Source organism: Dietzia sp. NPDC055343, assembly GCF_053645265.1.
Map to the genome: position 1 here is coordinate 128,749 of NZ_JBSHMJ010000003.1, position 13,858 is coordinate 142,606.

Below are 13,858 nucleotides of genomic sequence, written 5' to 3' on the forward strand. Positions count from 1 at the left end.
ACTGCCGGTGCCGCAGGACCGGACGGTCGCCCGGAAGCGGCAGTTCGGCTCTGTCTGGTCCATGATGGACCGTGATGGAGGATGCCGCGAACGCCACGCCAGGGTCCCCCGACGATGCGGTGGTGGGGCCGGCGTCCGGGGCCCGCTGTCTGCACCGCGTGGCCCGGGAGCGGGACGCGGGTCCGGGCTGGTGGCGGTGGGCGCCGGTGGACGAGGGCGTGCGGTTGCGTGCGATGGCGGCCGCGGATCGCCGCGCGGGTCTGCGGGAGCGCGCGCTGCGCGGAGCGAGTCCGGGCGACCAGACCTCGGACGCGTATGTGGTGGACGTGGTGGGGGACCACTGGACAGATCTGCCGGGGGATCAGCCCGACGACGACGACGTCGCCGCGACCCTGCACGCGCTCACCGACGGGGCGACATTGGTGTGGGGTGCCGCTCTGCCCGCTGATCCGGTCACCGGTCGGGAGGGCATGCGCTGCGCATTGGCCGCGGTGCCCGGGGGCGGGTACGCCCCGGTGCTGGTGGTCAATCACAAGGTGGTCGACCCGCGACGCGGCGGGAGCTCCTCGCGGGCGCTGGTCACCCGGCTCCTGGACTGGCACCCGGCGCCGGATCCGACCCTGCGGGTGCGGCGGCACCCCGGGGACCTGGACCGGCTGGTCCACGCGTGGCACCTGCTGGAGGCGGTCGGCCACGCCGCGGCGGAGCCGGTGGGGGCGGTGCTCGGACTGGGGTCGTCTCGCTCGGTGGTGCACGACCTACGGCCGGTCCTCGAGTCGGCGGGACGCGCCCATGACACGCGGCTGGCGGTCGTGCGCGGCGAGCTGGACACCGTCCCGAGCCGGATCGGCGAATGCCGCACCTGCCCCTGGTGGGAGGGATGGGCGGGCCGGGACGGGCCGGTGACGGGCTGCCGCGACCGGCTGGTCGTGGCGGATGACGTCAGCCTCGTCGTCGGGGGCGGACAGGTGGGCCCCCTCCACGCGGTGGGGATCCGCACCGTGGCCGAGCTCGCGGACGCCGGTCCCGACCGGCCGGCCGACTGGAACGGCGAGCCGTTCGCGGACGCCGTGTTGCGCGCGCGGGCGCACCGGGACGGCGAGGTCGTGGTGCCCAAGGTCGCCCGGCCGTCCATCCCGCGGGCCGACATCGAGGTCGACGTGGATCTCGAGAGCCACCTCGACGACGGCGCCTACCTGTGGGGCACGCTGCTGACGCTGCGCGACGGGCGGCCACTCGAGGAGGAGGGGTACCGCCCGTTCGCCACGTGGGCCCGCCTGCCCGATCCGGACGAGGGCCGGTCCTTCGCCGAGTTCTGGCGCTGGCTCACCGCGATCCGGGACCGGGCGGCCGGCCAGGGGCGCACGTTCCGGGCCTACTGCTACTCCAAGTCGGCGGAGAACGGCTGGATGTTGTCGACGGCGTCGAGGTTCGGGCCGGAGGGCACGCGGGCCGTCGTCAAAGGGGTGCCGTCGGTCGCCGAGGTACGGCGGTTCCTGTCCTCCCCGCAGTGGGTGGACGTGCACGAGGCGGTGACCGGCCAGTTCGTCTCCACCTCGGGGCTCGGCCTCAAGGTCGTGGCGCCGGTCGCCGGGTTCACGTGGCGCGACCCCGAGGCCGGCGGCGAAGCCTCTATCGGCTGGTACCGCGACGCGCAGGCCGCACGGGGCGTCGAGCGAGACTCGGGCCGGGCCCGGATCCTGGCCTACAACGAGGACGACGTGCGGGCCACGCGGGCGGTGCGGGAGTGGATTTCGCGGAGGGCCTGACCTGCGGGTTCGGGTGCGGTCCGCTGTCCGCTGTCCGCTGTCGCTGTCCGCTGTCGCTGCCAGCTGTCGCTTGGCCCGCCGCGTCAGCTACCGCCCGGACCGCCCGCGTGGGTTGCACGACATCGCCCTCGGGCTGCAAGACAGAATGCGCGAGATCCCGGCTGGAATTCGCGCATTCTGTCGTGCAACTGCGGTGACGCGTCGTGCAACCCGAGGCGGCGGCGCGTCACGCGGCCGCGGGGGGCCTGCGAGCGCTGCTCAGCGCGGGGCCATGCGCAGGGCGCCGTCCATGCGGAAGCTCTCGCCGTTGAGGTAGTCGTGCTCGACGATCGCGCCTGCCAGCTGCGCGTAGTCCGACGGACGGCCCAGGCGCGAGGGGAACGGAATCGCGGCCTCGAGGGACTTCTGGAACTCCTCGGTCAGGCCCTTGAGCATCGGGGTCTCGATGGTGCCCGGGGCGATGGTGTTGACGCGGATGCCGAACTGGGCGAGGTCACGCGCGGCACAGATGCCCATCGAGTAGACGCCACCCTTCGAGGCGGCGTAGGCGATCTGGCCGACCTGGCCCTCGTAGGCGGCGACGGAGGCGGTGTTGATGATGACGCCGCGCTGGCCGTCCTCGTCCACGGTGTCCTGGGTGGACATGGCCTCGGCGGCCAGACGCATGACGTTGAAGGTGCCCACGAGGTTCACCGAGATGCAGGTCTGGAACAGGTCGAGGGCGTGCACGCCGCGCTTGGAGACGATGCGGGCGGCCGGCGCGATGCCGGCGCAGTTGACCACGACGCGCAGCGGGGCGGCCTCGGTGGCGCGGGCGATCGCGGCCTGGACGTCGGACTCGCTGGTGACGTCGGCGGCGATGAGGGTGATGCCCTCGTCGATGCCCTGCTCGACGGCCTTGTCGATGGACTGCTGCAGGTCCAGACCGAAGACGGTGGCGCCCTTCTCGGCGAACGACCGCGCGGTGGCGTTGCCCAGACCGGAGGCGGCGCCGGTGACGATGACGGATGCACCCTTGATGTCCACGGGCGATGTCCTTTCCTTGGGGGGTCAAGCACTGGAGAAGTGCAATTACTAGGCAGTGCAAGTGTTACGCCCACCAGTGTCCCAGAACCGCCGTCAGCGGACGTGGAAGGCCTGGCTCTGCCCCCGCACGGGGAAGAGTCGGCCGTCGATTCCCCGGCCGGAGGCGGTGTAGACGATCCGGTACTCGCCGCTCGGGGTGCCGTTCGGGATATCCCAGGTGATCAGGGCGTTCGTGACGGTGAGCAGGCCCTCGAACACGATCATCGTGGACCAGTCGCCGTCGTCGTGGGCCCGCACCCAGCGGCCGCCGTCGTTGCGCTCGACAGCGAGGTAGGTGTCGCCGCGGCGCAGGTCGGAATTGGGGTGGGTGCCGCTGAACCGGACCGTCACCCGCTGGCCGATCCGGTACTCGGTCTGCGGCGGGTCGAGCACGTCGCCGAAGTTCCGCAGCGGGGCCGGGGTGTCCACGAGCGGGTTGCCGAGCGGCGAGGTGGGGACCCGGCCGGTGAGGTCACGCTCCGGGGAGCCGGGGTCGAGCGGCGTGCCCGCGCGCATGGAGCGGGCCAGGTCGGCGGCGACCTGCTGGATCGCCGGGAGAGTCCACGGGCCGAAGATGGTCGCGCCGCCCTCGTAGTTCTGTGCGGCGTACTCCTCGGGAGTGGTGACGTAGTGACCGTAGGCGTTGGAGTAGCCCTGCACGGTGACGTGATCCTCGGGCACGCCCAGTTCCGCGGCGAGTGTCCTCCGCAGCCGCAGTCCGGCCACGATGGTCGGCTCGAACCCGAGGGCGAACAGGTGGTGCCCGCCGAGCCGCACCAGGTGGAACGGGAAGACGCGCTGGATGGCGTTCGGGACCAGCCCCATGGGGAGCAGGACGTCCTTGGGGGCGTGCGCCTCGCGGAGCCAGGCCGGGATCACCACGTCGGTGATGGACTTGATCGCGGGGTTGCCGCCGCGATCACCCTCGGCGAAGGGCAGTTCGTCGCCACCGCCGCCGTCCTCCTGGCTGCCGGAGGCGAACGATGCGCCCAGCGCCGCGACGGCGGTCCGATGGGTGCGGCCGTCACCGGTGAACTCGGGTCGCACCTCCACCGCCGACATGTCGACCCACGTGTGCCGCACGTCGATGCCGCCGCCGAGTCCGCGCACGCCGCGGCCGATCTGGTCCCGCGCCGCGGCGTACTGCCGCTCTCCGTTGATACGGGTGTTGAGCCACTCGTCGGCGGTCGGCCCCTGCCCGGGCTCGAGGTCGAGGTTGGGGCTGATGTCGCCGGGGTTGGTCTGGGCGAACGCGGTGATCAAGCCGGGGGTGCCGCCGGCGAGGTAGTCCTGCCCGGCGACCTCCCGCTCCCAGTGCCAGGCGGCGTAGCCCTTGTTGTCGGAGGACGCGAGCAGCGAGTGCGAGGTCATGGAGGTGGCGTGGGTGGCGAACCAGTTGAGCACGCCGACGAGCCGGCCGCCGCGGGTGATCTGGAGAGACTGGGAGCGCGGGTCGATGCCCTCGGGGAAGTGCGCCCGCTCCTCGGGGGTGTCGCGGTCGAACGAGCCACGCGAGCGGTTGACGCCGGCGTCGCGCAGGGCGCCGGTGGTCACCCCGACGGTCGAGGGGGCGAGGTCGTGGTGCGCCATGCGGACCGCGTCGACGATGCCGGCGCAGTTGGCCTCGAAGGTGACCGGGCGGAAGCCCAACATCGACAGGTCGACCATCGGGTGGCCGGAGGTGCCGCCGGGTGCGACGTGGGTGTGCGTGGCGGTGATGACCACGTTGCCCTCGTGGTAGGTGCTGCCGAACTCGGCCGCCAGGCGGCGCAGGACCTCCTGTTGGATGGACTGGAAGACGAGCCCGATCTCCGCCGTGACGTGGAGGAACCGGGGTGACGACGACGAGTCCGCGAAGATGAATGCCCGCGCGCGCTGCCGCAGGTGCAGGCCGACCGAGATCTGCTCGGTGTCCGCGTACCCGTTGAATCCGGCACCCAGCGGCTCTCCGGTCATGTCGCCGATACCGCGGCCGACGTACATGGCGGTGGGCTGAGCGGTCGCCAGGGGTGGCAGAACGGATTGCAGGGCCGCGACCCCGCCGAGCGCTGCTGCCCCGCCGAGTACCGTGCGGCGGCTGACCGTGGCCGGGCGTGCGGGTTTCGGGTCGGCGGTGCTCGGGCTGCCGTGGGTCTGGTCGGCGGTCATCGGGGCTCCCCGGGTGTGTGGGCGTCAGGTGACCCGGGTCCGGTGATCGAGGTCACGTCGTTCAGGGCGACGGTACCCAATCGGACGCTCGTCCGGCGGTTCTCTCTGCGGGCCGGCTGGCCCGCGGCACACCCGGACTTGCCTTCCACACGGCCGGAGGCCGGGGTAGGAGCGTGTCCTACCCCGGCCTCCGGGGTGCTCGATCGTGCGCGGGGCGTCGCCGCCCGGGTCGGACGAGCGGTGTCAGCCCTTGGCAGCGGCGTAGCGCTGGGCGACGTCCTCCCAGTTGATGACGTTCCACCAGGCCTTGACGTAGTCCGGCTTGACGTTCTTGTACTGGAGGTAGAAGGCGTGCTCCCACATGTCCAGCATGAGCAGCGGGGTGATGTTGATGGAGATGTTGCCCTGCTGGTCGGTGAGCTGCTGGATGACCAGCCGCTGCCCGATGTGGTCCCAGCCCAGGACGGACCAGCCCGAACCCTGCAGCGTGGTGGCCACGGCGTTGAAGTGGGTCTGGAACTTGTCGAACGAGCCGAACTCGGCGTCGATCGCAGCGGCGAGCTCACCCTCGGGCTGGCCGCCGCCGTTCGGCGACATGTTCTTCCAGAACACCGAGTGGTTGGTGTGGCCGCCCAGGTGGAAGGCCAGGTTCTTGCTCAGCAGCGGGGCCTTGGCGGCGATGGTGCCGTCCTCGCGGGCCTCGGCGAGCTGCTCGAGGGCGTCGTTGGCGCCCTTGACGTAGGTGGCGTGGTGCTTGGAGTGGTGGAGCTCCATGATCTCGCCCGAGATGTGGGGCTCGAGAGCGCCGTAGTCGTAGTCGAGATCGGGAAGAACGTACTCGGCCATAGTGGAGTGTCCTTTCAATTGGGTGACGCGCTGCGCTCGGGTCTCGCCCGTGTCGCCCGTCACGACGTCCGCTTCCCACCATAGTGATCCGGCAGCCGTCGCGTCGGCCCCGTCCCCGCGGCTTCCGGCTCCCTCCGCCGCGCGGCGCCCCGGTCCGTCGGTGTGTGGGCCCGGAGACGTGGGGTGAACTGCCATGATCGGGGGCGTGGATCACTCGGATAGGCCAGCCGGCCGTGTCATCTCCGTGTCAGCGGTGGTGCTGACCCGACCCGACGGCGCGGTGGTGACGGTGCGCAAAGCGGGCACCGATCGCTTCATGCTCCCCGGCGGGAAGTGGGAGCGCGACGAATCGCCGCTCGAGTGCGCGATCCGCGAGCTCGACGAGGAGCTGGGGGTGAGGCTGTCACCCGGGCAGCTCACGCCGCTCGGCCGGTTCACCACGGCCACCGCCAACGAACCCGGCTTCCGGCTGGTGTCGGAGGTCTTCGCGGCAGGGGTCGACGGACATCAGCGACCCCGGGCCGAGATCGCCGAGGCGCGGTGGGTGACGACCGGGCAGATGGCGGAGATCGCCGCGCGCGACGAGTCGGACTGTGCGCCGTGGGCTCCGCTGCTGGTCCGCGTGGCCCGCGACCACCTCACGTAGCCGCCGTGGTGGCTGCCGGCCGCGGTCAGACGGCGAGGAGCGCGACGAGGAGGACCAGGAGGACGAGGGCGGCCGTCACGGTCATCCGCAGGTTGCGGCGCCGGACGTGGTCGCTGCACCCCGAACCCTCGAACGGCTGATTCTGTTCGCCGTCGAGGATGTCGCGCAGTTGCTGCGCGACGGGTTTGGAACCTGACACGTCGAGACCCCCTCGCTCGTACTTGCGTCAGCCTAACGCGAACTATGGCACTCGTCACATCTCATCCGGGTCACGATCGCGGAACAGGGTTACCCTGGCGGCATGGGCTGGCTACAGGATGCGATCCGACTTTCCGCGATGCGTACGGCGACCGAGGTCATCGACGCCGAATCGGCGTTGCCGGGCCGGCAGGAGCCGGTCCCGGTCGCGTCGGCGAACATCGTCACCGGCAATCCCATGACCCCGCCGTTCCCGGACGGGCACGAATCGATCGTGCTCGGGCTGGGCTGCTTCTGGGGTGCGGAGAAGGTGCTCTGGGAACTCGACGGCGTATGGACCACCTCGGTGGGATACGCCGGCGGCTGGACTCCCAACCCCTCGTATCAGGAGGTCTGCACCGGCGGCACCGGCCACACGGAGGTCGTCCGGGTGGTGTTCGACCCGCAGGTGCTTCCGGTCGAGAAGCTGCTGGCGACGTTCTTCGAATGGCACGACCCCACCCAGGGGATGCGTCAGGGCAACGACATGGGCACGCAGTACCGCTCGGCGGTCCTGACCTCCACCCCGGCACAGCTCGAGGCGGCCCGCCGGATCGCCGACGCCTACGGCGAGAAGCTCGCCGATGCCGGCTTCGGGTCGGTGACCACCGAGCTCGGCATGCTGGACGAGGTCAGGTCGGGGCGGTACTTCTTCGCCGAGGACTACCACCAGCAGTACCTGGTCAAGAACCCCGGCGGTTACGACTGTCACGTGCGCAGCGGGGTCGCCTGCCCGGCCTGATCGCGGCCGGAGGGATGCAGAAGGGCCCCGCCGGGAGAATTCCCGGGCGGGGCCCTTCTGTCGGATCCTGCGAGTTCAGCTCACCGTGAGGTCACGGGGCCGGATGCTCGGATCAGATGACGGTGATGTTCTCCGCCTGCAGGCCCTTGGCGCCCTGCGCGACGTCGAAGGAGACCTGCTGGTTCTCCTCGAGCGAGCGGTAGCCCGAGCCCTGGATGGCGGAGAAGTGGGCGAAGACGTCGGCCGAGCCGTCGTCGGGGGCGATGAAGCCGAAGCCCTTGTCAGCGTTGAACCACTTCACGGTACCGGTAGCCATAGTGGCGTCCTTTCGAGAGTCGGTGCCCCGCTTGTCGGGACACCAGGTGATGCAGCAGAGAGCGAGCTGTGTTTCCCTGCGGTGCCGCATCATCCCCGAGAGGACGGTGGTCTACAGAAATACAACGTACTGTTTCAACTACTGGCAATGACACTACATACCAAGAGGCGTTACGTCACGTCTTCGTGATGACGCGTACATGAACTAATGGTGTCGGCCTCCGCGGGCGGCCGCCCGCACCACCTCGGCGAGGACCAGAGCGTGGTTGTGCTCGGTGTCTTTCGCGGCGTATGCCAGCACGACCCCGGGATCAGCGGCCAGCCCGGCCAGATGGTCGACGGCCTCCGCGCCCTCGGCGCTGTCGAGCTCGGCCCGGTAGCGCTCGGAGAACTCCTCGAAATCGAGGTCCCCGCCGTGGAACTCCTTGCGCAGCTCCGGACTCGGGGCGGCGTCCTTGCACCACTCGTCGTGGGCGAAGGCGTCCTTGCGCACGCCCCGCGGCCATAGGCGGTCCACGAGCACCACGCTCGCGCCGCCGGGATCGGCCTCGCCCGAGACGAGGTCGTGGACTCGGATGCACGTCACGGCCATGCGTCCATCCTGCGCCTCCGACCCGCCTCGGGGCCAGCGTCGACGGTGCCGGCCCGCGCTGTGCCAGCATGGGGCGCATGACCACACCGCGACGGCAGGGGCAGTGGCGCTGGGTCGCGCACCCGCCGTGGCGCCCCCCGACGCAGGTGGCCCGCCCGCCGGTCCCCCGGCACCGCGCCGGGCCGGCGTGGCGGCAGCGGACGCCCCGCTACCCGGCCACCCCGCGCTGGGGACTCCCGCTGGTCGCGGTCCCCAGGCAGCTCGAGCCGCCGGCCGCCCCGAGGCGGACCCGGTTGGCCGACGCGGCCCCCGGCATCGCGGGCGCGGCCATCGCCTGGTTCGTCGCCACCGCCGTAGCCCACGGCCTGCGCTACCTCGCCCTGGCCTGGTACGCCGACCGGGTGGCGCCCTGGTGGATCGAGGCGGTCACCACCGCCCTGGTCTGGGTGACCGGCACCGTCGCGATCGCGATCGCCGTCAGCGCGGCCGTCACGGCCACGGCCTGGCTCGTCGAGGCACGCCGACGGGCGTACGAGCCCGGCACGGACCCCCGGTCGCGGGCCGGCTTGTGGGCGGGCAGCCTCGTCGTCGTCGTCAACTTCTTCCGCCTCCCCGTCTACCTGGAGGAACTGCGCCGGGCGTCCCCGCGCGCCCCGTCCCGATCCGCACTGCGCCGCTGGTGGGCAGCCTGGGCGGTCAACGTCGGGGCCGTCGCGGTGGCCTACTGGAGGAGCACCGGCGACGGGCCCCAGGCCGCCGCCGACACCGTCCTGCTCACCATGGTCGCGGCACTCACCGCCGCCTGGGCGTTCCGCGAGACACGGGGTGTCATGCGGAGTTTCAACGACCCTTCCCCTCGGTTCACCCGCCGGTTCATCGCGGCGGGGATCGTGGGGTCGGAGTCCGCATCCCGGAAGGAGTGAGACGTGACGGTCCACGAGGCCACCCACCTGCCGTCCCCGGTGCCCACGCGCAGCGGGGTCGTCGCCCACCGTGGCGCCTCCGCCGAGTTCCCCGAACTCACCCTCATCGCCTACCAGCAGGCGCTCGAACAGGGCGCCGAGGCGCTCGAGGTGGACGTCCGACTCACCGCCGACGGCGTCCCCGTGCTGCTGCACGATCCGCGGACCACCCGCGTCGGTGACCGCGACCTGTGGGTGCACTCCAGCACCCTCGAACAGCTCTCCGGTCTCGACGTGGGGTCGTGGCACCCCGTCCACTCCTCGCCCGAGCCCGTGTTGACGCTCCGCAGCTTCCTCGTACTGGCCGAGGCGTACCCGCACGTCAAGCTGTTCCTCGAGACAAAGCACCCGGTGCCCTCAGGCGGGAGGGTCGAGGTCGCGCTGCGCGACGAGCTCGCGTACTTCGGCCTGGACCGGCCCGCCTCCTTCGCCGACTCGCGGGCCGTGATGATGAGCTTCTCCGTGATGGCGGTGCGACGGTTCCGGCAGCTCGCGCCCGCGGTGCCGACGGTGCAGCTGCGCGAGCGGCGCAACGTGCTCAAGTCGTGGCCCGCCGAGGGGTTCGGGGCGCAGCTGATGGGGCCGAGCATCGCGGCGATCCGGGCGCGGCCGTGGTTGGTCGACTACTGGCGCTCGCGTGGGATGGGTACCTACTGCTGGACCGTCGACGACCCGGCCGACCTGCTGCTGTGCCGGGATCTCGGCGTGGAGTGGGTCGGCACCAACGTCCCGTCGCGGGCGCTCGCCGTGCTGGACGGGCCCGGGCGGGCCGGACGGAGAACTCCGAGGTCCGGGAGCGCGGGAAGCGGTGGCGCACCGTATCGTGGTGGCCGTGGGTAGAAGGAATCGCCATAACGAGCCCAAGTCCGGCGGCAACCGCCAGGCCAAGATCGCCGCACGCGCGGCCGAGCGGGAGGAACTGAGCGTCGATCCGCGTCCGTTCGTCGGCTTCGCCGGCGAGTGCGACATGGTCGCCATGCGCGAGTTCGTGCCGTCGGCCACCGGGCGCCTGACCACGGTCGCAGATGGCCGCGATGTCACCATCGCGACGGTCCTGCCCGGCGCCATCGCGGGCCTGGTCCGCGACGAGGAGCTGGGCGGCGAGGCGTTCGTCGGACTGCAGGTGCAGGTCCACGGCCCCGACGTCGCCGCGGACCTCGCGTACGCCGTGGAGTGGGCCACGCGCGCGGGCCATGGCGAGACCCTGAGCGCCGCGCATCCGGACGGCTCCACCCCGGCCCTGGGCGACGTCGTGGTCGCCGACGCCCCGCTGGAGATCGAGGTCCACAACGACTTCTCCTGGTGGGTCGCCGAGGGCGTCGAGGTGCGCCCGGAGATCGAGCAGGCGATCCGCAACGCCAACGAGGTCATGATGCCGTCGGCGCGCGTGTCGGCCGAGGGTATCGAGGCGGCGTGGTGGGTCGACGCCGGCGAGAAGGCCCACATCCGCTGGGTCCGCCCGGAGGACGAGGAGGCGCTGTTCGAGGCCCTCGCCCGCGTGCACTCCGCCGGCGCCCTCGACCTGGGGGAGGGCTCGCGCTTCGCGGGCTCGTTCCGCACCCACGGCCTGCTGGTCCCGGTGTTCGACCTGGATCCGGAGATGCACCACCAGGAGTGGGCCGACGGGCTGAAGGCTCTCGACGCGCGTCTGGGCGAGGCGCTGGCGAACCAGGCCCCGCTGACGTCCGAGGAGCGCTCCTCGCGCGACGGCCTCCGGGCTCGTCAGGTCACTCTCCGCTGACATCCCGCCGGCCCCACGGGGTCGGCCCCGGGCCGCGTCGACCACCGCGTCGGCGCGGCCCTCTCGTATATGCGGTCCCCGGCGGGGCGCGTCGCCGCTTAGGATCCTCACGGATCACCGCGTCACCGGACGTGGGACGAGTCGGGCGGGGAGGGCGAGGACGTGGCTGGTCGACCAGGTTCGGACGACGACGACACCGCCCCCGTCCTCCCGGAAGTGACCGTTCCGCCGTGGCTTCGTACCGGCCCGGCCGCCGACTCCTCGGTCGCGCCCCCGAAGCCCTCGGCCCGGTCGGCCGCGGGGCCCGCGCAGGCCGATGCCGAGCGAGCCGGCGCGGGGGAGCGGGAGGAGCAGTCGCCGCCGAACCGGATCACGATCGGTGCGCAGGCGCGGGCCGCTACCGGTGACGGCCAGCCGGCCCGGGGCGCGCCGGCGCACGACGGACCGTCGGCGGATCGTCGGGGCGCCGCGGCCGGCGAGGGCGCGGGGGAGCGGGTGGTCGACGACCTGTCGACGCTGCCGTTGCGTGCCCCCGTGCCGACCTCCGGTCGGGCCGCGGCAGGCGCCCCGCGACCGGCCCCCGCGCCGGCCACCCGCAGCGCGGAGGACGTGAAGGTTCCCGCCCCGCCGCCCGCCGATGTGCCCTCCGCCTCCGCGCCGGCGCCTGTCCCCGCGACCGCGGTGCTGGACCGTCGGCCGGTCCGGATCGCCCTGCTCGCCGCCGCCGGGGTCGCGATCCTCGGCGGTTCCGCGGTGCTCGGCTACATGGTGACACGCGGGGCCACGGGCGGCGCGGCGGGGGCGGCGGTGGCCGGGGCGAACCCGGGGTGCGCGGAACTGGTCGAGGACGGGCGCGTGGTGGGCTCGGGCCCCGGCTCGTTGGACAGCCCGACGGGCGCGGTGCTGGCGTTCGACCACGCCTATTACGTCGAGCGGTCCGCCGCGAAGGCGTTCGAGGCGGTCGCCCCGACGAGCCGGATGACCGAGGAGCAGCTGCGCACCGAGGGGATCGACCGCCTCGCGGAGGGGACCACCCACTGCGTGGAGCTGCGGGAACTCGCGCCCACGCTCCTGGAGGTGGACCTCACGGAGTTCCCGCCGGAGGCGGACCCGGTCCTCATCCGGCAGCGCGTCCGCGTGGCCGAGACCCCCGGCGGCACATGGGGCATCGTCTCGATCACCCCGGCAGGCTGATCGGCGCGACGGCGCGATCGACCCGGCCGGGCCGGGGAGTCAGGGACCGGTCTCGAGGTACTCCGGGCCGGGCGTGCGGCCGGCGGCCACAGCGTCGAAGAAGCCCGTGGTCGTGGGTCCCCACACCAGGTAGGAGCCGACCGAACCCGAGGCCATGCCGTCGTGGGGGACCGTCACGGTCAGCGGGTCGGCGCTGAGCTTGCGCATGACCGAGGCGAGGTTCCAGATGTGGTCGCCGGTGTCCACGGTGACGGCCTCCGCGCCGGCGTCGAGCAGCGGCAGGGCGGTGAAGGGGTTGAGTACATTGCCGGGTGTCATGACGGTCCGCATCAGCGATCCGAGGAACTGACGCTGGTTCCGCACACGCTGCAGGTCCTGCTCGGCGAACCCGTACCGGGTGCGCACGAACCCGAGCGCCTGCGGCCCGGCCAGGATCTGGCACCCCGCGGCCAGATCGAGTCCGGCGAACGGGTCGTTGATGGGTTCCTCGAGGCAGATCTCCACCCCGCCGACGGCGTCGACGATGTCGGCGAATCCGCCGAACCCGATCTCGGCGTAGTGGTCGATGCGCACCCCGGTCTGCTGCTCGAGGGTCTGGGCGAGCAGCGGCGGACCGCCGAACGTGTAGGCGGCGTTGAGCTTGTTCTCCCCGTAGCCGGGGATGTCGACGAGCATGTCGCGCGGGAGCGAGATGAGCATCGTCCGATCGCCGTCGCGCGGGGTGTAGACCAACATCATCGTGTCGGTGCGCTTGCCGCCGGCGTCGGACTCCGAGCCGGTGGACAGCTGCGCCTGCTGCTCCGGGGTCAGTCCTTCCCGGGAGTCGGTGCCCACGAGGAGCGTGACGGTGCCGGGCGTCTTGCCGCCGCGGCCGGGGTAGTCGCCGAGGGCGTCGATCCGCTGCAGCTTCGAATCCGCCCACAGCACCGTGACCACCCCGAGGGTGAGCACCACGGCGAGCACCAGCCCGACGATTCCCAGCGGGCCGATGCGTCGCTTACGGGGCGTCCGGGCGGGACGCTGCCGGCGCCTCGTCGTCGTCGCCATGGGGGCGCCGGTGCGCGGGTCACGGCCGCCGCGACGGCGACCACGGGGATCGACCGGCTGGCGGTACGGATCGCGCCCCTCGGCACGGCGGTCTGACCGGCGCGGATCGGCGCGGGGGTCCCGGCGCTGCTGCGCGGCGTAGCGCGCGCGTTCCTCCGGCGGGAGCGGCTCCGGGTTCTGGCGGGGCTGGTAGCCGGCGCGGTTCGGGTCGCGGGCGGCGTCCCCGCGCAGGGACCGGGTGCGGGGATCCTGCGGCGCGGCGGCCCGGGGGTCACGCGGAGCCGCGGACCGGGGGTCGCGGGGCTCGCGGGGAGCGCCCGCACGGGGATCGCGCGGCGCCGCCCCACGCGGATCGCGGGGCTCACGGGGTGCGGCGGACCGGGGACCACGCGGACCGGCGGCACGGGGATCCTGCCGCGGCGCGGCGCCCCGTGAACCACCCGGATCGGCGTGCCCGCGGCGCTCGCGCGCGCGACGCCGGAGTTCAGCGGCCTCCTCAGGGGTGAGGTGCCGGCGCCTGGGGTCGTCGGTCATGGGATCGGACTCTACTTGCC

14 protein-coding genes are annotated in these 13,858 nt (G+C 72.5%); 7 read left to right on the top strand and 7 right to left on the bottom strand.

Features of this window, described 5'->3' with window-relative positions; all coding sequences use genetic code 11:
- Positions 1-74: 74 nt before the first annotated feature.
- Entirely contained in the window at positions 75-1,769 is a 1,695-nt protein-coding gene (locus ACWIE7_RS02560) for a TM0106 family RecB-like putative nuclease (RefSeq protein ID WP_454068524.1), read from the top strand.
- A 258-nt stretch (positions 1,770-2,027) separates the two neighbouring features.
- Here ACWIE7_RS02560 and ACWIE7_RS02565 read toward each other — a convergent pair whose 3' ends face one another.
- The 3 genes from ACWIE7_RS02565 to ACWIE7_RS02575 all read right to left on the bottom strand — a co-directional run bounded on the left by ACWIE7_RS02565 (position 2,028) and on the right by ACWIE7_RS02575 (position 5,828).
- Entirely contained in the window at positions 2,028-2,795 is a 768-nt protein-coding gene (locus ACWIE7_RS02565) for an SDR family NAD(P)-dependent oxidoreductase (RefSeq protein ID WP_454068525.1), read from the bottom strand.
- 93 nt (positions 2,796-2,888) lie between these two features.
- The gene (locus tag ACWIE7_RS02570; protein WP_454057350.1) at positions 2,889-4,982 is read right to left on the bottom strand and encodes a neutral/alkaline non-lysosomal ceramidase N-terminal domain-containing protein; all 2,094 of its coding nucleotides are present in this window, start codon (positions 4,980-4,982) and stop codon (positions 2,889-2,891) included.
- A 243-nt stretch (positions 4,983-5,225) separates the two neighbouring features.
- Positions 5,226-5,828, bottom strand: a complete 603-nt coding sequence (locus ACWIE7_RS02575; protein WP_452099792.1) for a superoxide dismutase — start codon at positions 5,826-5,828, stop codon at positions 5,226-5,228.
- A 205-nt stretch (positions 5,829-6,033) separates the two neighbouring features.
- On the opposite strand from ACWIE7_RS02575, the gene ACWIE7_RS02580 reads away from it, so the two are divergent.
- Positions 6,034-6,474 (top strand): NUDIX hydrolase, encoded by a 441-nt coding sequence (locus tag ACWIE7_RS02580; RefSeq protein ID WP_452099793.1) that lies wholly within the window; start codon positions 6,034-6,036, stop codon positions 6,472-6,474.
- Between the two features lie 25 nt (positions 6,475-6,499).
- Here ACWIE7_RS02580 and ACWIE7_RS02585 read toward each other — a convergent pair whose 3' ends face one another.
- Entirely contained in the window at positions 6,500-6,673 is a 174-nt protein-coding gene (locus ACWIE7_RS02585) for a hypothetical protein (protein ID WP_230930861.1), read from the bottom strand.
- Positions 6,674-6,775: 102 nt separating this feature from the next.
- Here ACWIE7_RS02585 and msrA point away from each other — a divergent pair, with 102 nt between their 5' ends.
- Complete coding sequence (gene msrA / locus ACWIE7_RS02590) at positions 6,776-7,453, top strand: peptide-methionine (S)-S-oxide reductase MsrA (protein ID WP_452099794.1); 678 nt, start codon at positions 6,776-6,778, stop codon at positions 7,451-7,453.
- 112 nt (positions 7,454-7,565) lie between these two features.
- Here msrA and ACWIE7_RS02595 read toward each other — a convergent pair whose 3' ends face one another.
- Positions 7,566-7,769 (bottom strand): cold-shock protein, encoded by a 204-nt coding sequence (locus tag ACWIE7_RS02595; RefSeq protein ID WP_230930860.1) that lies wholly within the window; start codon positions 7,767-7,769, stop codon positions 7,566-7,568.
- Positions 7,770-7,973: 204 nt separating this feature from the next.
- Positions 7,974-8,360 (bottom strand): DUF488 domain-containing protein, encoded by a 387-nt coding sequence (locus tag ACWIE7_RS02600; RefSeq protein ID WP_452099795.1) that lies wholly within the window; start codon positions 8,358-8,360, stop codon positions 7,974-7,976.
- Between the two features lie 77 nt (positions 8,361-8,437).
- Between ACWIE7_RS02600 and ACWIE7_RS02605 the strand changes: the two genes are divergently transcribed.
- The 4 genes from ACWIE7_RS02605 (at position 8,438) to ACWIE7_RS02620 (ending at position 12,257) form a co-directional block, all read left to right on the top strand.
- Positions 8,438-9,283, top strand: a complete 846-nt coding sequence (locus ACWIE7_RS02605; RefSeq protein WP_454068526.1) for a DUF4328 domain-containing protein — start codon at positions 8,438-8,440, stop codon at positions 9,281-9,283.
- A 3-nt stretch (positions 9,284-9,286) separates the two neighbouring features.
- Entirely contained in the window at positions 9,287-10,162 is an 876-nt protein-coding gene (locus tag ACWIE7_RS02610) for a glycerophosphodiester phosphodiesterase family protein (RefSeq protein WP_452099797.1), read from the top strand.
- A complete protein-coding gene (locus ACWIE7_RS02615) occupies positions 10,155-11,063 on the top strand; it encodes a DUF5926 family protein (protein ID WP_452099798.1) in 909 nt (302 codons plus the stop codon). Before ACWIE7_RS02610 ends, ACWIE7_RS02615 begins: the two co-directional genes overlap by 8 nt.
- Before the next feature lie 162 nt (positions 11,064-11,225).
- Entirely contained in the window at positions 11,226-12,257 is a 1,032-nt protein-coding gene (locus ACWIE7_RS02620) for a hypothetical protein (protein WP_454068527.1), read from the top strand.
- Between the two features lie 39 nt (positions 12,258-12,296).
- Here ACWIE7_RS02620 and ACWIE7_RS02625 read toward each other — a convergent pair whose 3' ends face one another.
- Positions 12,297-13,838, bottom strand: a complete 1,542-nt coding sequence (locus ACWIE7_RS02625; protein ID WP_454068528.1) for an LCP family glycopolymer transferase — start codon at positions 13,836-13,838, stop codon at positions 12,297-12,299.
- Positions 13,839-13,858 lie beyond the last annotated feature (20 nt).